The 25,772-nt window shown below is 58.3% G+C and carries 20 protein-coding genes and 1 tRNA gene; 16 read left to right on the top strand and 5 right to left on the bottom strand.

What is annotated here, in order from left to right; genetic code table 11:
* Positions 1–7 precede the first annotated feature (7 nt).
* From FOY56_RS00985 to pdxR, 3 genes are all read right to left on the bottom strand, one after another.
* Positions 8–1,117 carry an ABC transporter ATP-binding protein gene (locus FOY56_RS00985; protein ID WP_146343917.1) on the bottom strand — a complete coding sequence of 370 codons (1,110 nt, stop codon included), beginning with the start codon at positions 1,115–1,117 and terminating at the stop codon, positions 8–10.
* 76 nt (positions 1,118–1,193) lie between these two features.
* Positions 1,194–2,270: an extracellular solute-binding protein gene (locus FOY56_RS00980; protein WP_146343915.1), complete on the bottom strand. Its 1,077-nt coding sequence runs from the start codon at positions 2,268–2,270 to the stop codon at positions 1,194–1,196.
* Positions 2,271–2,393: 123 nt separating this feature from the next.
* Positions 2,394–3,878, bottom strand: coding sequence for a MocR-like pyridoxine biosynthesis transcription factor PdxR (gene pdxR / locus FOY56_RS00975; RefSeq protein ID WP_146343914.1), 1,485 nt, complete (start codon positions 3,876–3,878; stop codon positions 2,394–2,396).
* Positions 3,879–3,993: 115 nt separating this feature from the next.
* Between pdxR and FOY56_RS00970 the strand changes: the two genes are divergently transcribed.
* The 3 genes from FOY56_RS00970 (at position 3,994) to FOY56_RS00960 (ending at position 7,202) form a co-directional block, all read left to right on the top strand.
* Positions 3,994–5,100 (top strand): mandelate racemase/muconate lactonizing enzyme family protein, encoded by a 1,107-nt coding sequence (locus tag FOY56_RS00970; RefSeq protein ID WP_146343913.1) that lies wholly within the window; start codon positions 3,994–3,996, stop codon positions 5,098–5,100.
* A gap of 149 nt (positions 5,101–5,249) precedes the next feature.
* Complete coding sequence (gene araD / locus FOY56_RS00965) at positions 5,250–6,980, top strand: L-arabinonate dehydratase (RefSeq protein WP_146343912.1); 1,731 nt, start codon at positions 5,250–5,252, stop codon at positions 6,978–6,980.
* A gap of 148 nt (positions 6,981–7,128) precedes the next feature.
* Positions 7,129–7,202: transfer RNA gene (locus FOY56_RS00960), tRNA-Gly, on the top strand.
* A gap of 694 nt (positions 7,203–7,896) precedes the next feature.
* Here FOY56_RS00960 and FOY56_RS00955 read toward each other — a convergent pair.
* Entirely contained in the window at positions 7,897–8,115 is a 219-nt protein-coding gene (locus FOY56_RS00955) for a DUF1127 domain-containing protein (RefSeq protein ID WP_146343911.1), read from the bottom strand.
* A 991-nt stretch (positions 8,116–9,106) separates the two neighbouring features.
* Here FOY56_RS00955 and FOY56_RS00950 point away from each other — a divergent pair.
* The 10 genes from FOY56_RS00950 to murD all read left to right on the top strand — a co-directional run bounded on the left by FOY56_RS00950 (position 9,107) and on the right by murD (position 20,494).
* A complete protein-coding gene (locus FOY56_RS00950; protein ID WP_146343910.1) occupies positions 9,107–9,631 on the top strand; it encodes a division/cell wall cluster transcriptional repressor MraZ in 525 nt (174 codons plus the stop codon).
* Positions 9,632–9,635: 4 nt separating this feature from the next.
* Positions 9,636–10,631: a 16S rRNA (cytosine(1402)-N(4))-methyltransferase RsmH gene (rsmH, locus tag FOY56_RS00945; RefSeq protein WP_146343909.1), complete on the top strand. Its 996-nt coding sequence runs from the start codon at positions 9,636–9,638 to the stop codon at positions 10,629–10,631.
* Positions 10,628–10,978 carry a cell division protein FtsL gene (ftsL, locus tag FOY56_RS00940; RefSeq protein ID WP_186766212.1) on the top strand — a complete coding sequence of 117 codons (351 nt, stop codon included), beginning with the start codon at positions 10,628–10,630 and terminating at the stop codon, positions 10,976–10,978. Before rsmH ends, ftsL begins: the two co-directional genes overlap by 4 nt.
* Complete coding sequence (locus FOY56_RS00935; RefSeq protein ID WP_146343908.1) at positions 10,975–12,762, top strand: peptidoglycan D,D-transpeptidase FtsI family protein; 1,788 nt, start codon at positions 10,975–10,977, stop codon at positions 12,760–12,762. The genes ftsL and FOY56_RS00935 overlap by 4 nt, the downstream gene beginning before the upstream one ends.
* A 21-nt stretch (positions 12,763–12,783) precedes the next feature.
* Entirely contained in the window at positions 12,784–14,265 is a 1,482-nt protein-coding gene (locus FOY56_RS00930) for a UDP-N-acetylmuramoyl-L-alanyl-D-glutamate--2,6-diaminopimelate ligase (protein ID WP_146343907.1), read from the top strand.
* Positions 14,262–15,653 carry a UDP-N-acetylmuramoyl-tripeptide--D-alanyl-D-alanine ligase gene (locus FOY56_RS00925; RefSeq protein ID WP_146343906.1) on the top strand — a complete coding sequence of 464 codons (1,392 nt, stop codon included), beginning with the start codon at positions 14,262–14,264 and terminating at the stop codon, positions 15,651–15,653. Before FOY56_RS00930 ends, FOY56_RS00925 begins: the two co-directional genes overlap by 4 nt.
* A gap of 32 nt (positions 15,654–15,685) precedes the next feature.
* Positions 15,686–16,768: a phospho-N-acetylmuramoyl-pentapeptide-transferase gene (mraY, locus tag FOY56_RS00920; protein WP_146343905.1), complete on the top strand. Its 1,083-nt coding sequence runs from the start codon at positions 15,686–15,688 to the stop codon at positions 16,766–16,768.
* Between the two features lie 13 nt (positions 16,769–16,781).
* Complete coding sequence (locus FOY56_RS00915) at positions 16,782–17,345, top strand: DedA family protein (RefSeq protein WP_146343904.1); 564 nt, start codon at positions 16,782–16,784, stop codon at positions 17,343–17,345.
* A 384-nt stretch (positions 17,346–17,729) separates the two neighbouring features.
* Positions 17,730–19,016, top strand: coding sequence for a mechanosensitive ion channel family protein (locus FOY56_RS00910; protein ID WP_246139405.1), 1,287 nt, complete (start codon positions 17,730–17,732; stop codon positions 19,014–19,016).
* Positions 19,017–19,093: 77 nt separating this feature from the next.
* Positions 19,094–20,494: a UDP-N-acetylmuramoyl-L-alanine--D-glutamate ligase gene (murD, locus tag FOY56_RS00905; RefSeq protein ID WP_146343903.1), complete on the top strand. Its 1,401-nt coding sequence runs from the start codon at positions 19,094–19,096 to the stop codon at positions 20,492–20,494.
* A 135-nt stretch (positions 20,495–20,629) separates the two neighbouring features.
* On the opposite strand, the gene FOY56_RS00900 is transcribed toward murD, so the two are convergent.
* Positions 20,630–21,811, bottom strand: coding sequence for a BaiN/RdsA family NAD(P)/FAD-dependent oxidoreductase (locus FOY56_RS00900; protein WP_146343902.1), 1,182 nt, complete (start codon positions 21,809–21,811; stop codon positions 20,630–20,632).
* Between the two features lie 129 nt (positions 21,812–21,940).
* On the opposite strand from FOY56_RS00900, the gene ftsW reads away from it, so the two are divergent.
* The 3 genes from ftsW (at position 21,941) to murC (ending at position 25,675) form a co-directional block, all read left to right on the top strand.
* On the top strand, positions 21,941–23,104 hold the full coding sequence (gene ftsW, locus FOY56_RS00895) for a putative lipid II flippase FtsW (protein ID WP_146343901.1): 1,164 nt from the start codon (positions 21,941–21,943) through the stop codon (positions 23,102–23,104).
* A gap of 79 nt (positions 23,105–23,183) precedes the next feature.
* On the top strand, positions 23,184–24,281 hold the full coding sequence (locus tag FOY56_RS00890) for a UDP-N-acetylglucosamine--N-acetylmuramyl-(pentapeptide) pyrophosphoryl-undecaprenol N-acetylglucosamine transferase (RefSeq protein ID WP_146343900.1): 1,098 nt from the start codon (positions 23,184–23,186) through the stop codon (positions 24,279–24,281).
* On the top strand, positions 24,278–25,675 hold the full coding sequence (gene murC, locus FOY56_RS00885; protein WP_146343898.1) for a UDP-N-acetylmuramate--L-alanine ligase: 1,398 nt from the start codon (positions 24,278–24,280) through the stop codon (positions 25,673–25,675). The genes FOY56_RS00890 and murC overlap by 4 nt, the downstream gene beginning before the upstream one ends.
* Positions 25,676–25,772: the final 97 nt, after the last annotated feature.

Raw genomic sequence — 25,772 nt, 5'->3', positions numbered from 1 at the left:
CCACCCGTCATGTGGCAAAACACATGGTTTGCTGGTCAGACCAGTTCAGCCTCACCTCATCACCGGCATGAAGATCATCTGTCGACCCGGTGACAACAACATCTGCCTCGATCAGTTCTCCGGAAGGGCCGCGCACCAGAACGCGGCTGTTGGCCCCGTTAAACAGGACCGAGTCAACCTTGCCATGGATCGCGTTCAGATCACTGGTCTGCGTATCCTGACCCTTGGATCGGCTCGCCGTGATAAACTCGGGCCGGACATAGATAGTTACACTTTGACCTTCGCGCACATCGCGTCCGTCTTGCTTTTGGCACAGCATCGTCAGCCCGGCATCTGTCGTTACCTTTGCCACCCCGTCCTGCAACCCGGTGACCTTGCCGCTCCACCGGTTTGAATCTCCGACGAACCCGGCGACGAATGCGGTCCTTGGCGCATGGTAAAGCTCTTCTGGTTTGCCGATCTGTTCAAAACGACCTTCGTTCATGATCGCCACATGATCTGACATCACCAGCGCTTCGGACTGATCATGGGTGATGTAGATGAAGGTCGTGTTGAACTGATGCTGAAGCAGCTTCAACTCAATCTTCATGGCTTCGCGAAGTTTCAGGTCAAGCGCGCCCAACGGTTCGTCCAGCAAAAGCACATCGGGGTCTAGGACCATGCACCGCGCAATCGCGATCCTCTGCTTTTGCCCGCCCGACAACTGATGAATCTCACGGTTGCCAACGTCTGGCAACGCAATCCGGTCCAGCACGTCCCGGACCTTTTGGTCGATCTGCGCCTTATCCATTCCGATGCAACGCAGCCCGTATGCGATGTTTTCATAGACGTTCATCATCGGAAAAAGCGCGAGATGCTGAAACACCATCTTCACGTTGCGCTTGTTGGGGGGCGTGTTCAGAACCGATTTGCCCTTGATATCAATGTTGCCCGATGTCGGGTCTTCAAACCCTGCAATCATCCGCATCAGCGTGGTCTTGCCGCACCCGGACGGGCCGAGGATGGAAAAGAAAGATCCCTTGGGAATTTCGAATGACACGTTGTCAACGGCACGGACCTTGCCGAATTCCTTGCAAAGATTTGTGCATTCCAGATCAGGTGTGTCGGTGCTGGTCATTCGCAATTCCAAAAGGAGCCGTCAGGACAGGAAAAGGGCGGCGCACTGACGAATGCGCCGCCCCTGAGATTGGTGGTTAGCCGCCGGTCGCCGCTTTGATGCGCTCCAGCGTCTTGCCTTCCATGTCTTCCACACCCGGAGGGATGTTGGCAAAGAACTTGAGGTTGGCGATATCCTCGGCAGTAAAGGCCGCAGTCACAGCGTTGCGCTTGTCTTCGGGCAGCAGTTCAAGCCCGCCCTTGACAGCTGCAATCGCGCCGGTGCTGCCGGACATGATGGTGACATTTTCTGGCTGAAGCACAAAGTTGATCCACTTATATGCTGCATCGTCCGCTTTGCCCTTGCGCGGCAGGGCAAACGTATCGATCCATGCCAATGCGCCGGTTTCTGGCGGCACGAACACGATGTCTTTGTTCTGACCATACAATTTGTACGCGGTCGAATCCCATGTTTCAGACGCAACGATTTCGCCAGACAGCATCATCGCTGACAGATCATCGCCGCCCTTCCAATAGGCTTTGATGTTGGCCTTACAGGCGATCAGCTTTTCCGCCACCTCATCAAGTATCGACTGGTATTCGTCCAGATCAGCATAAGCCGCAAACGGGTCATGGCCCATCGAGAACGCAGTGCCCAGAAGGATCGTACGCTTCAGGCGCATCGATGTCTTTCCGGCATATTGCGGATCGCAAAGATCGCCCCAGCCTTTGAAGTCGGGCGCCATCGTCTTGTTCGCCATCAGGCCCGACGTGCCCCACTGGTGCGGCACGGCATAAACTTCACCATCAATGGTGGTGTTCGCCTTCACGCCCTCAAGGTGCGAGCTTTCCATGACAGACGTGTCGATCATCGACAGGTCCATGGGCTTGTAGATGTCATACTCCAGCTGGGCCGCGTGAATGCGGTCGTGGCTGGGCTGAGCCAGATCAAACCCGGCGCCACCTGTGGCGCGCAGCTTTGCAATCATTTCTTCGTTGTTGGAAAACGTCACCTCGACATTGATGTCGGGGTACATCGCTTCGAACTTCTGAACCAGTTCTTCCGGAGCGTAGGATCCCCAGGTCAACAAGCGCAGCGTTTCTGCCTGCGCGAAGGATGCTGTCGTCAGCATCATCGCGGCGACAAGGCCGGTAATCTTGAAATTTCGTGTCATGAATTTCTCCCGTGTTGCAGCGCGTTTGCGCCGATTCATTATGCTTTTTCCTGTAACAGTAGAAAGACATTGGACTGGATCGCATATCCATTACCGAATTGTTGTCAGACCAATTTCCGATGGCTACCCTCTATCCAGTGCAGGCAGGTTGCTGAGAACAGTCATGCCTGCCCAGATGTCTTCCGGGCTGGCGCTGCCAAAGCCAAGCACGATCCCCTTTTGAGCAATCGGGCTTAGGCAATACCTTCCCAAGGGGGCGACAGTCACCCCCTGCGCGTCAGCTTGGGCGGCAATTTCGGTTTCGTCAATTGTTGAGTCGAGATAGGCGGTTGTGTGAAAGCCGCTGTTTGTTTCCTGCAGGCGGATGGTGTCGGGCAGCATTTCCCCGGCCTCCATCAAGACCTTGTAGCGGGCATGGTACAGGCGGCGCATCATCCGGATGTGGGTCGCAAACTGGCCCTCTTCCATAAAGTCCGCCACAATGGCCTGGGTCGACGTCGGCGGGCTGCTGATCCATGACGCAAACACATTGTCAAAGACACCGACCAGACTATCAGGAACCAGCATGAACCCCAGACGTAAAGATGGGAACAGCGTTTTCGAAAACGTCCCGACATAGATGACCCGATCCTGCGTATCTATGCTTTTGAGCGGCGGCTGCGGTCGCCCGTCAAAGTGAAATTCACCGTCATAATCATCTTCGACAATGATGGCCTGCGCCTGATTTGCAGCTTCCAGCAACTCAAGCCGCCGGGTCAGGGACATCACGTGACCCAATGGCTGTTGGTGAGACGGCGTCACAAACGCCAGCCGAAAATGCGGTGCTTGCCGCAATCCGCACGCGATGTTCATGCCGTCCTGATCAACTGGTACGGGGGTCAGAACGGCTCCGCAGGCGACAAACGCGTTTCTTGCCCCGGCCGCACCGGGGTTTTCATACCAAACCCGGTCACCGGCGTTCAGCAGAACACGGCCGATCAGCGAAAAGGCCTGCTGCGCGCCGCCCGTGACAAAGATTTGCTCGGGGCGACATTTGATACCGCGCACGGCGTTCAAGTGGCCCGCAATGGCATGACGCAGACGGTGGTATCCTTGGGGCTCGCCATATCCCATGATCTCATCCGTATCGCCACGCAGATGCCGGGCCGAAATTCGCGCCCAGTGCGTTTTGGGAAACGCATCCAAAGCGGGCAGGGCGGTCACAAACGCCCGCGTTTCGTGCGGCAACCAACTGCGCTGGGCGTATGACTCGGACGCGTGCGTTATGGTGTGCGATAATCGGGGTTTTGCGCGCTCAGCTTCGGTTTGTGCGGTCTGCACAATTGCTGGCCTCTGATGCTCAAGAATTTCGCTGACAAAGGTTCCTGCACCAACCTTGGACACCAGCATGCCTTCGGCAATCAATCTGTCGATTGCGTCTATGACAGTTGTGCGGGACACGCCGATTTCACGGGCGAGGGTTCTGCTGGCCGGCAACCTGTCGCCCGCCCCAAGACCGTCTGACAGGATGATCTCGCGGATCGCCATATAAAGCTGAACACTGATTTTTTTGTCTGACCCGCGTTCGATCCGGATCGAAGACAACAGGGCACCCGCAGTTTTTTTCATCGCGTCCTTTGAATATATTGGACCACTACAATCATCATAATGGACCTTATTTATGGTCCAATTTTCAGTATCGTCAATGCCCACGCAGATCCTCAGTTTGGCTCCGGAGACAGATATGAAAATCAAATCTATCGAGACATTTTCGGACGAGTTCGTGTGTTTTACCCGGGTGACAGCCGAAGACGGTGCGCAGGGGTGGGGGCAGGTGGCACCCTATTATGCTGACATAACGGCGCAGGTGATACATCGCCAGGTCGCGCCTTATGCGCTGGGCAAGGACGTAGGCGATATCGATGCAATTCTGGATCTGGTCCGCGACCGGGAACACAAGTTTCCCGGGTCTTACCTGCGCCGCGCGATGGGAGGGGTTGATACCGCGCTTTGGGATATGGGTGGCAAGCGCGAGGGCAAGCCGGTTTGTGCGCTGATCGGCGGAACACCCGGCACATTTCGCGCCTATGGGTCATCGATGAAGCGCGACATAACCCCAGACGATGAAGCGGATCGGCTGGTGCGCCTGCGGGATGAAAAGGGGTTTGATGCGTTCAAATTCCGTATCGGCGCGGAAGTTGGCCATGACGTCGACGAATGGCCCGGTCGAACGGAAGAGATTATTCCGACGATGCGCAAAGCGATGGGAGACGACGTTGCTTTGCTTGTCGATGCCAATTCCTGCTATTCACCTGATCGCGCTATCGAAGTTGGGCGTATCTTACAGGACAACGGGATTTCGCATTTTGAAGAGCCATGTCCCTATTGGGAATTCGACCAGACCAAACAGGTGACCGATGCCTTGGACATTGATGTCACCGGGGGCGAACAAGATTGCATGATGGTCAGCTGGCGCGACATGATTGATCGCCGGGTTGTGGACATCATTCAGCCCGATGTGTGCTACCTTGGCGGGATGTCACGTACCTTGCGCGTGGCAAAGATGGCGCAAGCTGCGGGCATTCCGGTCACCCCGCACTGCGCCAATCTATCGATGGTCACTTTGTTTACGATGCATCTGCTTCGCGCGATCCCCAACGCAGGAAAATACCTGGAGTTTTCCATCGAGGGGCTCGACTATTATCCATGGCAGGATAAGCTGTTTGTGACCGATCCATTTGCGATCGTCGACGGACATGCGACAGTGACCGATGCCCCCGGTTGGGGCGTCGAAGTGTCCCCCGAGTGGTTGGCTAAGTCGCAGTATGCCATCAGCTCGCATGACGGCTGACCGGAAAACCATCGACAGATCCCCTTCGTGACAATTGATGCCAAAGTTGTTTCCTTTTGCCGCCATTCGGAGCAACCTGCTTTAGGCTGAAACCGCTACTCCCAAGAACGCGGCAGTGCAGGAAATGTTTTTTCCAAGGAGAACTCCGAATGACGAAAGCTCCCCAAGATCTCCGTTCGGCCCGCTGGTTTGCGCCGGACGATCTGCGTTCGATGGGGCATCGCAGCCGGGCCATGCAAATGGGTCTGGATGGTGCCGACTGGGAGGGCAAGCCCGTCATCGCGATCATCAACACATGGTCCGATCTATCGCCGTGTCACCATCATCTCAGAGATCGGGCCGAGTTTGTTAAAAAGGGTGTCTATCAATCGGGCGGTATGCCTGTCGAAATGCCGGTGCATTCCTTTTCCGAGCAGTTCCTGAAGCCAACCTCAATGCTCTATCGCAACATGGGTGCGCTTGAGGTCGAAGAAACGTTGCGCTCGCATCCAATAGACGGTGTCGTGCTGATGGGCGGGTGTGACAAGTCGACTCCTGCTCTGGTGATGGGGGCCGTCAGCATGGGGCTGCCGTTTATTTTCATGCCAGCCGGCGCCATGTTGCGCGGCAACTACGCGGGCGAAAAACTGGGGTCTGGAACCGACGTCTGGAAATACTGGGACGAACGACGCGCAGGAAACGCCAGCAAAGAGCAATGGGAAGGCGTGCAGGGCGGGATTGCGCGGTCATACGGCACCTGCATGACGATGGGCACGGCCAGTACCATGATGTCGATTGCCGAAGGTTTTGGGCTGACCCTTCCCGGAGCGTCCTCGATTCCGGCCCCTGATGCAGCGCATAAACGGATGGCAGCGGCATGTGGTCGGCGGATTGTGGATATGGTGTGGGAGGATCTGACCCCGGACAGGATCATCACACCACAAAGCACCCGCAACGCTGCGACGGTGGCCATGGCAACAGGCTGTTCAACAAACGCGGTCATCCATCTGATCGCGATGGCGCGCCGTGCGGGGGTTCCTCTGACGCTGGAAGATCTTGACGCCATCGGACGCACAACACCCGTGATTGCCAACATCCGCCCGTCCGGGACCGAATATCTCATGGAAGACTTCTATTACGCCGGCGGCTTGCCTGCTTTGATGAAAGAGCTTGGCGACAAGCTGGACCTGAGCGCAACCACTGTCACCGGTTTGCCCCTTGGAAACGGCATCAAGAGCGCCCAGAATTTCAACGACGATGTGATCCGCCCACTGTCGAACCCGGTCTATCACGAGGGTTCGCTTGCTGTTCTGCGCGGCAACCTTGCGCCGGACGGGGCGGTTATAAAACCGGCTGCGATGGACCCGAAATTCCAAACACACGCGGGCCCGGCCATTGTCGCTGACAGCTATGCCGAGATGAAAGAGATCATCAACGACGAAGATTACCCGATGACCCCGGACCACGTCTTGGTTCTGCGCAATGCCGGACCAAAGGGCGGCCCCGGTATGCCTGAATGGGGTATGATTCCGATGCCCAAGGCGCTGTTGAAACAAGGGTACCGGGATATGGTCCGGCTGAACGATGCGCGCATGTCAGGCACATCATACGGTGCGTGCGTCTTGCATGTCGCGCCCGAGGCCTTCGTCGGTGGTCCGCTCGCGCTGATCAAAACCGGCGATATCATCGAAATCGACATCCCGGATCGTCGACTGAATGTGCGGCTGTCCGACGCCGAGCTGGCCGAGCGTCAAACCGCCTGGAGCGAACCAGAGCCGCGTTATGAGCGCGGATATGGCAGGATGTATTCCCAACATGTCGAACAGGCTGACAAGGGGTGCGACTTTGACTTTCTGCGCACAGATTTTGGTGCGCCAGTGCCGGAACCGGAAATCAACTGACGGACTTGGCAAAGCTTCATCCGCGTTTCAGCGCCCGTCATCTATCGTTGGGCGAGCAGCAACAAGATGAAATTCGGTTTTCTTGCCTTTACTGTCTGCGGCGGTATTGACGTCAAAAGGTCGATGAAATAGGACATAAATCTGTTGAGCGGGCGTTGTGTAGTGGTAAGACCTTAGCCTTCCAAGCTAATGACGCGGGTTCGATTCCCGCCGCCCGCTCCAGACAGATTTTCTTAAAAAAATACCGTTGTATAGCGTTCACCAGATAAGGTGTGACGCGTCGTATGTTGCCAGCTTTCTTAGCTGCGCGACTTTCGACCGGTTTCGGCCGTGCGCTTGGCTGATCCCAAGGCCACCCCGTCCACAAATCCAAAGTAACCTCGCGCGATCAGCACCGCGGCGAAGTCCTGTCTTGCTGCTAGGGGCGGGGGCTTGTCGGTGCGTGAGGTCAGATCATGCAATCCCCAAGACACAAAAAAAAACGACGGCACCCGGGAGGAGGATGGGTGCCGCCGTTCTTGTGTCGCACCAGGAGAAGGGAGGAGGAGAATCGCCCGGCGCAATCTGGTCCGGCATGTGCCGGGTGTTTCTGAAAGCCAGCAGCACCAGGGAGGAGGAGAGGTGCTGCTGGCCTTACCACAAACGCAACGCAGGGAGGAGGAAGCGCGCGCCGTGTATCTCGTGTCCGACCAAAAGCCGGTTAATTGAAACCGGTGACACCAGGGAGGAGGAAAGGTGTCACCGGCCTCATGTAAGCACCGGACAAAGGGAGGAGGAGTCCGATGCGTTCGTGCCCGGCTTTAGACCGGTATTATGGGCGGCGACATCAGGGAGGAGGAAGATGCCGCCGCTTAGAACAGATCCTCAAGGGAGGAGGAGAAGAGGACCTGATTCCTTTGTTTCGTTACCACGACCGTCAGTTGGCCTCGTATGCCGCCTGGTGCGCGACGCGGCGTAGCTCAGAGCGATGCAGGCCCAGATCGGCCAGTTCGCGATTGCTGAGCAAGCTCATTTCATTGAGCGTGTTCCGGAAGGTCCGGTACCGCGCGAAAGACACCTTGTAGCCGTCAATCGCCGCCTGAAGGCGGTCAAAGACCGAACCGTGGTGCGCAGTGATATGTGTCGATGCAGCCATGTGCCTGTATCCTGTTACTTCGTGTGCGGCCGTTTGTTTGGCCTCGCTTGCCAATCAAAATAGTGAAATGCTGCGAGTGCACAATGGGTGCGTCGGTCAATGCTGCTATGCAGCAAGTGCATAGATTGATTGCACAAAATTCGAGCGGGTCGGATTTTTCCTGTTTAATTTGATACTTGGCATAATTCGGTGGGGTCAAAGCCAGCAATGTGCCCCCAGAATGGAAGTATCGGCATGGCGATGATGCCACAGTTCGTAAAATATGCATTCCAGACGCAGCGTTTCTCTTTGATCTCTTGGTGTTTCTTGTCCGCGACTCGCCAGCTTACCGCGTGGTGCGCTGTGTATCGGTCGCCTGATAACGCTCTTCTGTCATGACTGGGCGGGGAGAGTGTCGGGTGCGACGTGGATGGCCCGACGCATTCTGGAATCTCGTGGAACCGTCTTGGAGTCTCATGGAATCTCGGTGGTTTTCTCTTGATAAATGAGAACAAATCATGAATATAGGGGGTGATTGCAGGGTAGGTGGAATTTTTTTTGAATCTTGTGGTACTTTCTGGATTCTGGTGGGGTGGTCCATATGGGCTGTATGCGATCTACAAAAAATCTATATGTTGTGTTCCATTGTGAAAAATTCAGATTTCTCGCTCCTATTTCAGTCAGGATCTGACCTTGCTGTAAGGCTGAGCGATGATTTTTTTGTTGTGTACCATCAGATTCCATGGCATTCATTGTTCATCGGATGAAGACGAGTACAGGGGCGCAAAAAGACCCCGAACTAAGATAAGAAAAGTAGCAGGTTTCATACAGGCAACTCGAATTCATCAGACAAACGAGATCCGGTGCGCGGGCAAGCAGACATCCCCCCAGGTGGCGCGCGCAACTGGACACCCCCGCTCAGCGGGACGAGGGCGGCGGGTTGATCAGTGGCAGCAGATCAACCCGCCGTTTTCCCTTTATAAGGCAGGTCTTGGTGGGGACGGGAAAGGACATGACGGTGGCATCACCCAGCTTCCTGGGCGAATTTTGCCAGAAGATTGACGGCAAGGGTCGCATGTCGATCCCGGTCGAATTTCGCCGCGTCCTTGAGGAAAATGATCCCAGTCGTCCCGCAGGTCGAACCACCCGCATGTATTTGGTCTATGGATCACATCTGAAAGATCATCTTGAGGCTTATACGCCCAAGGCGATGGATGAGATCGTGGCGCAGGTCGAAGCAATGCCCCGTGGTCTGAAAAGAAAGAAGGCGATCAGTCATTTCTTTCTGTCGAAAAGTCAGGAAATGGAGATCGACAAGGATGGTCGCATCGTCATGCCCAAGGATCGCCGCGCCCAGTTGGGTCTGGGTGAGGATGGTGGCCTGATTCAGATGTTGGGTATGGGCGAGTATTTCCAGATCTGGAACAAAGACGTCTATGACGCCAAAGAAGCTGACATTGATGCCTCCTTCATGGATGATGACGACGAGGGCGAATTCGATCCGTTGAGTTGGCTTCATGATGATAGCGCCGGGTAAGGTCATGAGTGACGCCGACGCGCCTTCCACGCCCGCTTCGCACATTCCCGTATTGTTGCGCCCGTTGCTTGCGGCCGTGGCCCCGGTGTCGGGTGTCTGGTTGGACGGCACCTTTGGGGCAGGGGGCTATACCAAGGGGTTGCTTGAGGCGGGCGCCGATCAGGTTATCGCCGTTGATCGCGACCCGCTGGCCTTTGAAATGGCACAGGGCTGGGCGGCCGCCTATGGGGATCGGCTGGTGATGCAACTGGGCGTTTTCTCGAAAATGGACGAATACGCGCAGGATCTGGACGGTGTTGTTCTGGATCTTGGCGTGTCCTCGATGCAGCTTGACCGGGCCGAACGCGGGTTTTCTTTCATGCGGGACGGACCGTTGGACATGCGGATGTCTCAAACCGGGCTGTCGGCGGCAGACATCGTGAACAATGCGCCCGAAGCAGCTCTGGCAGACATTCTGTACACATTTGGCGAAGAACGCGCCAGCCGCCGGATTGCCAAGGCGATTGTTCGGACGCGGGCCGAAGCACCGATCGAAACCACACTGCAACTGGCCCGAGTCGTGGAATCCTGCCTGCCGCGCCCCAAGCCGGGGCAATCGCATCCGGCCACCCGCAGCTTTCAGGCGCTGCGTATTGCCGTGAATGCCGAGTACGAAGAGTTGTTTCAGGGACTGATGGCTGCCGAGCGCGCATTGAAACCGGGCGGCAAGCTGGCCGTTGTGACCTTTCATTCCATCGAGGATCGCATGGTCAAACGGTTCTTGCAGTCGCGCGCCGGCAAAACTGGCCGCGCCAACCGATACGCGCCTGAGATCGAAGCAGAGCCGCCGCAGTTCACTTTGATCACCCGCAAGGCCGTGGGTGCCGATGACGATGAGTTGGCGCAAAATCCCCGGTCGCGATCCGCCCGCCTGAGGGTGGCCGCGCGCACCGATGCACCTGCCGGGCAGGTCGATGCCCGCAGCCTGGGCATGCCGCAACTCAAGGAGGTAACGCGTTGAGAAGTATAGTATATGTTCTGACTGCGCTTGCGGTTTTTGGAATGGCGTTCTGGGCCTACCGGGAAAACTATGTCACGCAACAGGTTCTGAAAGACTCCAAAGACCTGCATCGTCAAATTGGTGCGGCGCAGGTTCGGTTGAGTGTTCTGCGCGCTGAATGGGCCTATCTGAACCGGCCCGACCGTTTGATGGAACTGTCCGAGATCAATTTCGACCGTTTGGGTCTGTTGCCGCTGCGCCCGGATCAGTTCGGTCGCATTGATGAAGTCAGCTATCCCGACGAACAGTTGCTACCGATCACAAACCCTGTGGATGTCTCGACCATGTCAGAAGAGAGCAACCCATGATCCGCACCCCTCTGCGCCCTCTGGCCCGTATTCTTCCGGCACGTGACAAGGGTGAAAACCCGGACGCGATCGAACGCGAAAACATCCGCAAACGCCATGTCGAGATGGAGGGCAAGGCGCGCAACCGTGCCGAGGGCCGTCTGTTGGTTCTGGGTGTCTTCTTTTTTGGTGCGTTTACGGTGGTTGGGGCCCGGATGGGTCATTTGGCCACCACCGAACCCGCCGAACCCGTTGCCACGATCAATGGCGCAGCCATTGCGGCGCAACGCGCTGATATCGTCGACCGCCATGGCCGGATTCTGGCCACGAACTTCGAAACGCACTCTCTTTATGCCCAGCCGCCTCAAATGGTCGATGCCGAGGCCGCCGCAAAAGGCCTGGCCGCCATTTTCCCCGATCTGGAAGAGGCCGAATTGCTGAAGGATTTCACCGGCAAGCGCAAATTCATCTGGGTCAAACGCCGGATCAGTCCCGAACAGAAGCAAGCCGTGCATGACATCGGCGATCCGGGCCTGTTGTTCGGCCCGCGCGAAATGCGGCTGTACCCGAACGGTCCGGTCGCAGCCCATGTTCTGGGCGGCGCAGGGTTCGGCAAGGAAGGCGTGCGATCTGCCGAAGTGATCGGCGTGGCAGGTGTCGAAAAGAAGTTCGACGACTACCTGCGCGATCCCGCAAATGGCAACAAACCGCTTGAGCTGTCGCTGGATCTGAGCATTCAGGCCGCGTCTGAACGTGTGCTTTTGGGCGGCATGAAGCTGATGAACGCCAAAGGCGCGACATCGATCTTGCTGGATGTGCACACCGGCGAAGTCATCTCGATGGTCAGCCTGCCGGATTTTGATCCCAATGACCGTCCGCGTCCGCCAACCGAAGGCGATGATCCTTCGGTCAGCCCACTGTTCAACCGGGCGGTGCAGGGCGTTTACGAACTGGGGTCGACTTTCAAGATTTTCGCGGCTGCGCAAGCTGTGGATCTGGGTCTGGTGAACCGTGATACGATTATCGACACGGCCGGGCCGATGAAGATCGGCGGCCACAGGATCGGTGAATTCCAAAATAAGAACTATGGCAAGCTGAGTGTTTCCGACATCATCGTCAAAAGCTCGAACCGGGGTACAGGACGACTGGCGCTGCAAATCGGAACCAAACGGCAGAAGGCGTTTCTTGGATCGTTGGGTATGTATGACCCGACCCCGGTCGAGATCGTCGAAGCATCTGGTGGCCAGCCGCTGGTGCCCGAACGCTGGACCGATCTGAGCAGCGTGACGATTTCATATGGTCACGGCATCTCGACAACGGCAATGCATTTGGCCGCCGGGTACGCGGCGATTGCCAATGGCGGAAACTATGTCAGCCCGACTATCCTGAAAAAATCCGGACCCCAATATGGCCCGCGGGTGATGTCGCGCCAAGCTGCGGATGCAGCGCGCCATATGCTGCGCAAGGTGGTCAAGACCGGGACCGCCAGCTTTGGCGAAGTGCCGGGGTATGCGGTGGGGGGCAAAACAGGCACCGCCGACAAACCGAAACCGCGCGGCGGCTATTACGATGACAAGGTGATCGCCACCTTCGCGTCGATCTTTCCATCGCATGATCCCAAATATGTCCTGATCGTCACATTGGATGAGCCATCGGTGATGGCCTATCGCGAAGAACGCCGCACCGCTGGCTGGACCGCTGTTCCGGTTGCTGCCGAAATGATCGGACGTGTTGCGCCTCTGTTGGGGCTGCGTCCAGACGTTGAACCCGGGCAGGTCGCTGGTATAACGCTGGTCAATAACTGAACCACCAAAAGGCGGCGGCACATGGGCGAACAGGCACGGGCACTCAGCGAACTGGCCCTGACCGCACTAAGCGGACGAGACCCTGAAATTACCGGTATTGCTGTTGACAGCCGCGACGTGAAAGACGGATTTTTGTTTGCCGCGATGCCGGGGACGCGGGTTCATGGTGGTGAGTTCATTCAGTTTGCCTTGCGCATGGGCGCAGCCGCGATTCTGACAGATGCCGAGGGCGCAGAAATCGCGGCGCAGGAACTTGCCGCATCTGATGTAGCGGTCGTCATTGCGGAAGATCCGCGACAGGCCCTGGCCTATACCGCCGCGCTTTGGTTCGGGGCACAGCCGCCGGTCATGGTCGCGGTGACAGGGACGAATGGCAAAACCTCGGTTTCGACCTTTACCCGGCAGATCTGGATGGAATTAGGGCATCGCGCGATCAACCTCGGCACAACCGGTGTCGAAGGTGCGTGGTCAGCCCCGCTGAAACACACGACGCCCGAGCCGATCACACTGCACCGAACACTCGCGGCGGCTGCCGCCGCAGGGATTACACACGCCGCGATGGAAGCGTCCAGCCACGGGCTTGAACAACGGCGGCTGGATGGTGTGGTTCTGAAGGCGGCAGCGTTTACCAATTTCACGCAAGATCATCTGGACTACCACGATAGTTTCGAGGCCTACTTTTCCGCGAAAGCCGGTCTGTTTCGCCGCGTCCTGCCCGAGGACGGCACGGCTGTCATCAATATCGATGATCCACGTGGGGCCGAGATGCGCGCGATTGCTGCGGCGCGGGGGCAAACGGTTCTGACGGTCGGCCATGGGGTGGGTGATCTGAACATGTTGACCCAACGCTTTGACGCGACGGGGCAGGATTTGCGGTTCTCCTTTGAGGGACAGGCCTATCAGACACGGCTTGACCTGATTGGGGGGTTTCAGGCCGAAAACGTACTATTGGCCTGCGGCCTGGCGATTGCCAGCGGCGAAAACCCCGAGGACGTGTTTCGAACTCTGCCGAACCTGACCACGGTGCGGGGCCGGATGCAGTTGGCTGCAACGCGGGCCAACGGTGCCACGGTTTTTGTGGACTATGCCCATACGCCGGATGCGGTTGCGACCGCCTGCAAGGCGCTGCGCCCGCACGTCATGGGGCGGTTGATCGCCATTGTCGGCGCCGGGGGGGATCGCGACGCCGGGAAACGTCCGTTGATGGGGCAGGCCGCAGTGGAAAACGCAGATATCGTCATCGTGACCGATGACAACCCCCGCAGCGAAGACCCGGCTGCGATCCGCGCTGCGGTTCTGCAAGGCGCCCCCGAGGCGATGGAGGTCGGTGACCGGGCCGAGGCGATCCTGCGCGGCGTCGATGCGCTTGGCCCCGGGGATGCATTGCTGATCGCGGGCAAGGGACATGAGACCGGACAGATCGTCGGCGACGATGTTCTACCGTTTGACGATACCGAACAAGCCAGCGTTGCTGTCGCCGCCCTTGACGGGAGGTTGGCATGACACTTTGGACAGCAGCCGAAGCCGCTGCCGCCACGGGCGGTGAGGCGCGCGGAGATTGGAACGTAACCGGTGTTTCCATCGATACGCGGACATTGCAGGCGGGTGATCTGTTTGTTGCGTTGACGGCTGCCCGCGATGGCCATGAGTTTGTTGCACAAGCTTTGGACAAGGGCGCGGGCGCGGCGTTGGTCAGCCACGTGCCCAAAGGTGTGCCTCAGGATGCGCCGTTGTTGATCGTCGACGGTGTCCAAGCCGGTTTGGAGGCTTTGGGGCGCGCCGCGCGGGCCCGCACCGATGCCCGTGTCGTTGCCGTGACCGGCAGTGTCGGAAAGACCTCGACCAAGGAAATGCTGGCACGGATGCTGGGTGATCAGGGCCGGACCCATGCCAGCATAGCCAGTTACAACAACCATTGGGGGGTGCCGTTGACCCTGGCGCGCATGCCGCGTGACACTGAGTATGCAGTGATCGAGATCGGTATGAACCACCCGGGAGAGATCGCTCCGCTGGCCCGCATGGCGCGTCCGCATGTTGCTTTGGTTACCATCGTCGCGCCAGCCCATCTTGAGGCTTTCGAGAACGTCGAAGGAATCGCGCGCGAAAAAGTTTCGATCTGCGAGGGGCTGGAACCCGGCGGAACCGCCATTCTGAACGCCGATCTGGATGAGTTCAAGCTGATGGCGGACATCGCCGAACCGCTAAGCGGATCTGTCATAGGGTTCGGGCAAAAATCAAACGATTACAAACTATTGAAGATCTCAGTTGAAGCAGGATCAATTCAGGTTGAAGCAACGAGTGGCACCGATGCCCTGAATTATTGCATCCAAAGCGCAGGACGACATTTCGCGATGAACGGGCTTGGCGCTTTGGCTGCGGTCACTGCACTTGGCGCGGATCGACCGAAGGCTGTGGATAGCCTTGCGAACTGGACGCCGTATCAGGGTCGGGGGGCGCTCGAAACGATTGTGGTACCGGGCGGAGACATCACCCTTCTGGACGATTCCTATAATGCCAATCCGGCCTCCATGGCGTCGGCTTTGGATGTTCTGTCCGTGACTGCGGCGCCTGCTGGTCGCAGGATCGCTTTTTTGGGCGATATGAAAGAGTTGGGCCCACAAGCTGAAGCTTTACATGCGGGTATCGCGCGGCTTCCCGCGCTTGAACATATCGATGTGGTGCACTGCATCGGACCGCTGATGCAGGCGCTTCACCTGAGTTTGCCGGATGAAAAACGTGGGGTGTGGGCAGACAGCAGTGCCGAACTGGCGGCTCAGATTCCGGATCTGTTGAGCGTCGGCGATGTTGTGCTGGCAAAGGGCTCACTGAGCATGAAATTGGCCTTGATCGTTGACGCCATCCGCAAAATGGGCCAAGTCGGCCCGACGTGACCGCCACAAGATGATGAGTAGGAGCCACTGAAATGCTCTATTGGTTGACTGCCTTGTCCGATGGCGGGGATTTCTTTAACCTTTTCCGGTATATTACCTTCCGCGCAGGCGGAGCGTTTCTGACCGCGCTTTTGTTCGGGTTCATATTCGGTCGCCCGTTGATCAACGTGTTGCGCAAAAAGCAGGGCAAGGGCCAGCCGATCCGCGATGACGGCCCCGAAGGGCATTTTTCCAAAGCGGGCACGCCGACGATGGGTGGATTGCTGATCGTTGGGGCATTGGTGACGGCGACCTTGTTGTGGGCACGCCTTGATAATCCGTTTGTATGGCTGGTGTTGTTTGTGACGTTGTCTTTTGCGTTGATCGGTTTTCTGGACGATTATGCAAAAGTGTCGAAACAGAACACTAAAGGTGTGCCGGGTAAGCTGCGGTTGGGCCTGGGCATCTTGATCGCCGTGATTGCAGCCGTCTGGGCGGCGGCCTATCATCCCGAGGCGCTGCAGAACCAGCTGGCAATGCCGATCTTCAAGGACACATTGGTCAATCTTGGCGTCTTTTACGTCCCGTTTTCAGTCTGTGTGATCGTCGGTGCAGCCAACGCCGTGAACCTGACGGACGGATTGGACGGGCTGGCAATCATGCCTGTGATGATCGCGGCATCGACCCTTGGGGTTATCGCCTATGCGGTTGGTCGGGTCGACTTTACCGAATATCTCGACGTTCACTATGTACCAGGCACCGGCGAGATCTTGATCTTTACGGCGGCTTTGTTCGGCGGCGGATTGGGGTTCTTGTGGTACAACGCCCCGCCCGCAGCGGTCTTTATGGGCGATACCGGGTCACTGGCGCTTGGCGGCGCTTTGGGTGCCATCGCTGTTGCGACCAAGCACGAGCTGGTGCTTGCGATTGTTGGCGGCCTGTTTGTTGTCGAAGCGTTGTCAGTTATCATTCAGGTTCTGTATTTCAAACGCACCGGAAAGCGGGTGTTTCTGATGGCCCCGATCCATCACCACTATGAGAAGAAGGGCTGGGCAGAGCCCACCATTGTGATCCGCTTCTGGATCATTTCACTGATCCTGGCGATGATTGGTCTTGCGACCCTGAAGGTCAGATGAGGAGGACCGTCCAGTGTCACTGGAGAGTCTGATCCAGACACTGGGCCTTCCGGGCCTGACACTGGGCGCTGCCCTGGAAGGCGAAGCCGTTGCGTTTCTGGGCGGCGTGCTGGCGCACAAGAAAGTCTATTCTTTCGAGGCTGCCGCACTGGCGATCTCGCTTGGTGCCGCGTTTGTCGACAATGCGATTTTCCTGATCGGACGCCGAGCAAAAGAGAACGCGTTCGTGCAGCGCAACCTTGGCCGCGAAACCGCTCAGCGGTTCTATCGTTTGCTGGATCGAAACATGACGTTCGCGGTTGTCGGATTCCGGTTCCTGTACGGTTTGAAAACCGTGGGCGCCCTGACCATGGGAACCACGGGCATCCGATGGGCGCGATTTGCGGCTTTGGACCTTGTCGGGGTCTTGATCTGGGCGCACCTTGTCGTTGGATTGGGGTATGCGGCAGGATCGGCGGTGACGGCCATGTTTGGACACTTGCGGCTGCATTGGCACCTTCTGGCCTGTTTCGGGATCTTCTTGGGCGTGGCCGCAGTGTTCTGGTGGATGCGGAAGCGACGAACCAGGTCGGTCTGAGCATCCCACGCGCTAGATTTTCTACAATGTCGTTCACAAAGGCTCCCGCCAGGTTCGGCGGGCTGTCACCCGTCTGCCACCTGTTGGGCCAGGCGCGCGGCAAGGCCGCGCGCGGATGTGCCTGTCTCGTCTGGCATCTCTTCATATTCGGTTCCAGGACGCGCTGTTTGCATAGTGATACGTTTGGGCGGCACGATTGCCGCTTGATCCCTGTGCCCGGTCCTGTCTAAGCAACAGGCTTGAGTGCAAGAACAGTTTGGCGGAGTACGCATGGAACCGGAACAACAGGAACCGACAGTTGCAGAGATGATTGCCGACACGCCGCCCTTGCCGGACTGGGCCACTGACTTGCCGGATATCGGGCAGCAGGTCGTTGAATATGGCATGATCGGGTGGCAGGTTGCCTCGGCCTGGTTGCTGAGCCCGGCAGCATGGTCCCAGTTCGGGTTGCTGATCGTAGCTTATGTGGCCGCCGTGCTGGTCAGCCGAAAAGCGCGCCCGAAAATTGAGGCTTTGCTGACACCCGCGCCGGACTCATCCTCGATCTTCTCCCCGGTTCTGCGGTTTGTTTTGACTTTCGTGCCATTGTTGTTGCCGGTGTTGGCCTATGCGTTCACAGCGATCGGCGAGCAGGTTACTCTGTCGATGTTCGGATCTGGCGCTGTCATCGCTTTTGGCAAGCGGGTGTTCTTGTTCATCGCCGCTCGGATCCTTGTGAACGAGATTATTCAGGATTCGTTCCTGAAGCTGCTTGGCAAATACGTTCTGATCCCGGTTATGGCGCTTTACGCTTTGGGATTGCTCGATGTCGTTCAGGTTCAGTTGACCGAATTGCGGATCGGCCTTGGCAATATCGAATTCTCGGCCATGGCAATCATTCGCGGCCTCATCGCCGGGTCGATCCTGTTCTGGCTTGGGTCCTGGTCCAACCGGCAAACGGCTGATTTTATCCAGAAACAGGAAGAGTTGCGGCCATCCTTGCGCGAATTGTCGACCAAGGCGGTCGAGTTCATGATCTTTGGCGCCGCGTTCTTGTTGCTGATGAACATCATGGGCATCAATCTGAGCACTCTGGCGGTGTTGGGTGGTGCGATCGGCGTCGGCCTGGGGTTTGGCTTGCAAAAGATCGCGTCCAACTTCATCTCTGGTGTGATCCTGTTGATCGAGGGGCAGGCGACCGTTGGCGACTATGTCGAACTTGACGGAGGCGAGGCCGGCACAATTGTGAAGATGACGGCGCGGGCTGCCATTCTTGAGACCTTTGACGGGCGCTGGATTGTCGTTCCAAACGAGGATTTTATCACCACGCGGGTGGTGAATTATTCCGACAGCGGCAGCGCCAACCGGTATGAAGCCCCTTTTTCGGTCAGCTATGACACCGATATCAACACGGTCCCGGCAATCGTCGAAGCGGCGGTGGCCGCCCATCCAGACGTTTTGACCGCGCCTTATCCACCCGATTGCGAACTGCGCGGGTTCGGCGACAGTGGTGTGGATTTCGCGGTCGAATTCTGGGTGAACGGGATCGATGACGGACGCTACAAGTATACTTCTCAGATGCTGTTCCTGATCTGGAACGCCCTGAAGGAAAACAGCATCGAAATCCCTTACCCGCACCGGGTCGTCGAGATCAGTGGTGAGCTGAAAACCCGGGCCGTGTCAGGAGACTGATCACGCGGGCGTCCCTTGCATTTGGCGGCGGCCACGGTACAGGGTGACGCCTGTTGCAAGTGGGATGGATAAGCAGAATGATACCAGTTCGCGGTTTTCAGGAGTGTCACGTGGCTGTGCTGGGGCTGGGGCGCTCCGGGCTTGCTGCGGCAAGGGCGTTGCGCGCAGGCGGGGCTGATGCGATTTGCTGGGATGACAACGCAGCCGCGCGGGCAAAAGCCGAGGCCGAGGGCTTCATCTGTCGCGACCTGAAACTGCCCGGCGCATTTGACGGGATCGCATCGCTGATCGTTTCGCCCGGGATCCCGCATCTTTATCCGACACCAAATCCGGTCGTGTCGGCGGCCTTGGAAGCGGGGGTGCCGGTTGACAATGATATCGGGCTGTTCTTCCGATCCTTTGCGACCTCTGCCTGGGACAAGTTTGATACGCTGCCGCGTGTGATTGCCGTGACCGGGTCGAACGGAAAGTCGACGACCTCGGCCCTCATTCATCATATCCTGACCGAGGCCGGGCGTCCGGCGCAATTGGCCGGTAATATCGGGCGGGGTGTGCTTGATCTTGATCCGGCGGTGAATGGCGACGTTGTTGTACTGGAACTGTCCAGCTATCAGACCGATCTGGCGCGCGCGCTGACCCCGGATGTGGCGGTGTTTACCAATCTGTCACCCGATCATCTGGATCGACATGCAGGGTTTGGTGGGTATTTCGCCGCCAAACGCAGGTTGTTTGCCGAAGGCGGACCAGATCGGGCCATCATCGGCGTCGACGAAGATGAGGGTCAGTTTCTGGCCGGACAGTTGGCCGAAGCCCCCGAAGATGACCGGGTTATCCGGGTCTCGGTCACCCGCAAACTGACCGGTCCTGGCTGGCAGGTGTTTGCGCGCAAGGGGTTCCTGTCGGAATACCGCAAAGGCCGCCAGGCAGCGTCGATTGACCTGCGCGCGATCAAAAGCCTGCCGGGGGCGCATAACCATCAGAACGCCTGCGCGGCCTACGCCGCCTGCCGCGCGCTGGGTCTGGCACCAAAGGTGATCGAAGCCGCGATGCACTCTTACCCCGGCCTGCCGCATCGCAGTCAGGTCATCGCCGAGACGAACGGCGTTGTGGTTGTCAACGACAGCAAGGCAACCAATGTCGACAGCGCGCTCAAAGCGCTGTCTGCCTTCAAGCGGATCCGCTGGATCTGCGGAGGATTGGAAAAAGAAGGCGGCTTGCAGGCGCTTTCGGGACAGACCGGGGCCGTCGCCAAAGCCTATGTGATCGGACGAGAAGCGGCCAATTTCGCAATGCAACTGGATGTCGATTCCGAGGTTTGCACGTCGATGGCCAACGCTGTCGCGCGCGCCTTGGAAGACGCCGAACCGGGTGATACCGTTCTTCTGGCCCCGGCCGCCGCCAGCTTTGACCAATATGACAGTTTCGAAAAACGCGGAGAGGATTTTGCCGCGCAGGTTCGTGCCTGTTTGGAAAACTGATCTGCAACGGCTCCTTTGGATCAAATCGCTTCTTTCTTGTCTCCAATACCCCGGGGGTGAATTGGCCTGACAGGCCAAAAGGGGGCAGCGCCCCCGGCCACGCCCGTCCCAGGCTTAGACAGATTTCAAGCGGGGTCAGACCCGCTGTGCAATCGCCTGTCCCGCTGCATGCCCCGAGGCCCAGGCCCATTGGAAATTGTACCCGCCCAGCCACCCCGTCACATCCACGGCTTCGCCGATCGCAAAAAGCCCGGGGAAAGACGCAGCCTCCATGGTTTTTGACGACAACCCGTCCGTGTCGATCCCGCCCAGTGTGACTTCGGCGGTGCGATAGCCTTCTGTCCCCGAGGGGGTCAGCGACCAGTCCGAAAGGCGGTCCGTGATCTGACGCAATGCCGTGTCGGATTGATCGGCCAGGTTGCCGGTGATCCCCAGCTCAGGTGCCAGATGGTCGACCAGGCGGCTTGGCAGATGGCGGGCCAGTTCGGTGGTCAGCGCTTTTGCGCCCGATGTTTGTCTCTGGTCGCGCAATAGTTCGAACAGGGAAATGTCCGGAACCAGGTTCACCCGGATCTCCTCACCTTCGCGCCAGTAAGATGACATCTGCAACACAGCCGGACCGGAAAGACCGCGATGCGTGAACAGCAACGCTTCATCGAAACTGGCCCGGTCGTTTGACAACCGCGCGGGCAGGGACACACCTGCCATCGGTTTGAACCGTTCGTCAGAAAACGTGAAAGGTACCAGTGCGGGCCGGGTCTCGGTCAGCCGCAGTCCGAATTGGCGCGCGATATCATAGGCCAGCCCGGTTGCCCCCATCTTGGGAATGGACTTTCCACCTGACGCCAGAACCAGATTGGCGCAGGCCAACGACACCCGTTGCCCCTCGCGGTCCAACTCCAGATGAAACTGGCCATCGGCATGTCGCAATCCGCTGAGTGATGTATTCAGCCACAGATCGGCGCCGGCTTTTTGCAGCTCCTCGATCAGCATGGACACAATCTGGCGTGCCGAGCCGTCGCAAAACAGCTGCCCGAGTGTTTTTTCATGCCAGGCGATGCCATGGCGACCGATCAGATCAATGAAATCCCATTGCGTGTACCGCGCCATGGCAGATTTGCAGAAATGCGGGTTTTGGGACAGGTAGTTTGCCGGTTCGGCATACAAATTGGTAAAGTTGCATCGCCCCCCGCCCGAGATCCGGATCTTCTCTCCCGGGGCCTTGGCATGGTCGATCACCAGCGTGCGCCCGCCCGTATGGGCCGCGCACATCATGCCAGCTGCTCCAGCGCCAAGAATGATCGTGTCGTATTGCATAACCGCCGGGTGGCCCGGATTGACGCAAATGGCAAGAGGAAGAGGCTGGTCTGAACGCAGTTTTCAGGGTAGAGTTGGCGAATAGACCCCGAAAACGGGGCGAACCTGAGGCAGTAACGGCGGCAAACCATGACAGAGATGGTGTATGGCGCGGTCCCAAAGCGGGCCGGCGAACCTATTTTACCGAAATGGTGGCGAACCCTGGACAAATGGTCGATGACCTGCGTCCTGATCCTGTTCGCTATCGGATTACTTTTGGGTCTTGCGGCCTCTCCTCCGCTGGCATCCCGGAACGGATTTGCACCGTTCCACTATGTTGAACGGCAGGCGATTTTTGGCGGGGCGGCTATTCTTGCGATGCTGCTGACGTCAATGATGTCGCCGACACTGGTGCGTCGTTTGGCAGTTCTGGGCTTCATTTTTGCCTTCATCGCGATGGCTTTGCTTCCTTTTTTGGGCACCGATTTCGGCAAGGGCGCCGTGCGTTGGTACAGCCTGGGGTTTGCCAGTGTGCAGCCCTCAGAGTTCCTGAAGCCCGGCTTCGTGGTCGTCGCGGCCTGGATGATGGCGGCAAGCCAGCAGATCCACGGCCCGCCCGGCACCACATGGTCCTTTATCCTGTGTACGCTGATCGTCGGCATGCTGGTGATGCAGCCCGATTTCGGGCAGGCCTGTCTGGTCCTGTTCGGCTGGGGTGTGATGTATTTCGTGGCCGGTGCACCGATGGTTCTGCTTTTGGGCATGGCTGGCCTGGTCGTGCTGGGTGGGACGATTGCCTATTCCAGCTCAGAGCATTTTGCGCGCCGCATTGACGGGTTTCTGAACCCGGATGTCGATCCGACCACGCAGATGGGTTATGCCACCAACGCCATCCAGGAAGGTGGCCTGTTCGGTGTCGGTGTCGGTGAAGGCCAGGTAAAATGGTCGCTTCCGGATGCGCATACCGACTTTATCATCGCGGTTGCGGCCGAGGAATACGGGCTTATCCTGGTCCTGATCGTCATTCTTTTGTACACTTCGATCGTTGTACGCTCGTTGTTGCGTCTGATGCGTGAACGCGATCCGTTTATCCGGCTGGCGGGCACCGGGCTTGCCTGCATGTTCGGCGTGCAGGCCATGATCAACATGGGCGTTGCTGTCCGGTTGCTGCCTGCCAAGGGCATGACCCTGCCGTTTGTCAGCTATGGCGGATCGTCCCTGATCGCCGGTGGCATTGCCGTGGGGATGCTGCTGGCCTTTACCCGGACACGGCCCCAGGGCGAGATTGCAGACCTGTTAGGTGGGCGAGGATAGTGGACTGTTGTCCGTCGGCGCGGTATGGCCGCGTCGACCCCTTGAATGATCCGCGCAATTCTATGTCCATAGGCTCTGTATGACTCAACCTCTTCTGATGATCGCCGCCGGAGGCACCGGTGGCCATATGTTCCCGGCACAGGCGCTGGCCGAAGCGATGCTGAACCGTGGCTGGCGGGTGAAACTGTCAACCGACGCACGCGGGGCACGCTATACCGGCGGGTTTCCGCATACGACTGAAATTGTCGAAGTCCCCAGCGCAACATTTGCCCGGGGTGGTTTGCTGGCCAAGGCAGCTGTCGGGCCGAAGATTGCCGCCGGTGTGCTGAGCGCCATGGTTCAGATGCGGCGTGACCGCCCGGCAGTGGTCGTCGGATTTGGCGGCTATCCGTCTATCCCTGCGCTGGCCGCCGCAACGTTGCTGAAGCTGCCACGCATGATCCACGAACAGAACGGCATTCTGGGTCGGGTGAATCAAAAATTTGCAACTCGCGTGGCCCATGTGGCCTGCGGGGTCTGGCCGACCGAATTGCCCGAAGGCGCCGATGGGCTGCATGTTGGCAACCCGGTGCGTGCGGCTGTGTTGGAACGCGCAGGTGCTGGCTACATCCCGCCCGGCGACTATCCGATGTCGGTTCTGGTTATGGGCGGCAGTCAGGGCGCGCGGATCCTGTCCGATGTCGTTCCGCCTGCGTTGGCGGGTTTGCCGATGGACATGCTGCGCAACATCCGCGTCAGCCATCAGGCGCGTGACGAAGATGGCGAACGGGTCGCGAAATACTATGCCGAGAACGGAATATCAGCCGAGGTTGAGCCGTTCTTTCACGACGTTCCCAAGCGGATGTCCGAGGCTCAGCTGGTCATCAGTCGGGCAGGGGCGTCGTCGATTGCCGATCTCAGTGTGATTGGCCGTCCGTCGATCCTGATCCCCTATGCCGCAGCTGCTGGTGATCATCAGAGTGCCAACGCGCGCGGTCTTGTCGATGCCGGCGCGGCTGTGCTGATCCCTGAAAGCGCGCTTGACGTGCCTGCTTTGACCGAACAAATCACCGCAATTCTGAGTAATCCCGACGCTGCGCTGCAAATGGCTATCGCAGCGTTATCTGTCGGCGCGCCGGACGCAACCGAACGTCTGGTCGCCCTTGTTGAAGAGTTGGCCGCGAAGGAAAACCAATGACCCCTGTCACCAAACTGCCCGGCGACGTCGGCGCCATTCATTTTGTCGGCATCGGCGGCATTGGCATGTCAGGAATTGCCGAAGTGCTGTTGAACCATGGGTATGTCGTGCAGGGATCGGATCTGAAACGGTCGAAAATCACCGACCGTCTGGCCGGGTTGGGCGCGCGGATATTCGAAGGTCAAAAGGCCGAAAATCTGGTCGACGCCGAAGTCGTCGTGATCTCGTCCGCGATCAAACCGGGCAACCCGGAACTGGACGAGGCGCGTCTGCGTGGGCTTCCCGTCGTGCGCCGGGCTGAAATGCTGGCCGAACTGATGCGGCTGAAATCGAACATCGCCGTTGCGGGCACACATGGCAAAACGACGACCACCACAATGGTCGCCACGCTGCTGGATGCCGGTCACTTTGACCCGACCGTGATCAATGGCGGGATAATCCACGCATATGGATCCAACGCGCGGGTGGGTCTGGGCGAATGGATGGTGGTCGAGGCAGATGAATCCGACGGCACCTTTAACCGGCTGCCCGCGACCATTGCCATCGTTACCAATATCGACCCCGAACATATGGAGCACTGGGGCGATTTCGATACGCTGCGGGATGGGTTCCATGAATTTGTGTCGAACATCCCGTTCTACGGACTGGCCGTATGCTGCACCGACCACCCCGAAGTGCAGGCACTGGTTGGCCGCATCTCGGATCGCCGGGTGGTGACCTATGGATTCAATGCCCAGGCCGATGTGCGGGCGGTGAACCTGACCTACAAGGCAGGCGTGGCGCATTTTGATATCCACCTCCAGGCCGAAGACATGGTCATCGAGGGCTGTTCGCTGCCGATGCCGGGCGACCATAACGTGTCGAACGCGCTGAGTGCTGTCGCCGTTGCCCGGCATCTGGGCATGAAAGGCGCCGAGATCCGCGAGGCGCTGGCCGCCTTTGCAGGTGTGAACCGTCGCTTTACCAAAGTTGGCGAAGTCAACGGCGTGACGATCATCGACGACTACGGGCATCATCCGGTCGAAATCGCCGCCGTTCTGAAAGCCGCGCGTCAGGCGACCGAAGGTCGCGTGATTGCCGTGCACCAGCCGCATCGGTATTCGCGTCTGTCCAGCCTGTTCGAAGATTTTTGCAGCTGTTTCAATGACGCCGATGTGGTCGCCATTGCCGAAGTCTATGCCGCAGGCGAAGACCCGATCGAAGGTGCGGGCCGCGACGATCTGGTTGCCGGGCTGATCCGCCATGGTCATCGTCATGCGCGCGCCATTGTTAGCGAGGATGATCTGGAGCGTCTGGTGCGCGAACAGGCCGGGCCGGGCGACATGGTTGTCTGCCTTGGCGCCGGAACGATCAGCGCCTGGGCCAACGGTCTGCCAGACCGCCTGTCTAAGTGAGGATTGAATGACGGCTTACCCCCTCAATGACATCAAAACCCGGCCAGCTGATCTGGTGGGTTTTGCTGTGCCGAGGGACAGGGCGGAAGAGGTGAAG

It is taken from the genome of Falsiphaeobacter marinintestinus, assembly GCF_007923355.1.
Lineage (GTDB): Bacteria > Pseudomonadota > Alphaproteobacteria > Rhodobacterales > Rhodobacteraceae > Phaeobacter_A > Phaeobacter_A marinintestinus.
This window is presented reverse-complemented; position numbering and strand designations above follow the sequence as displayed.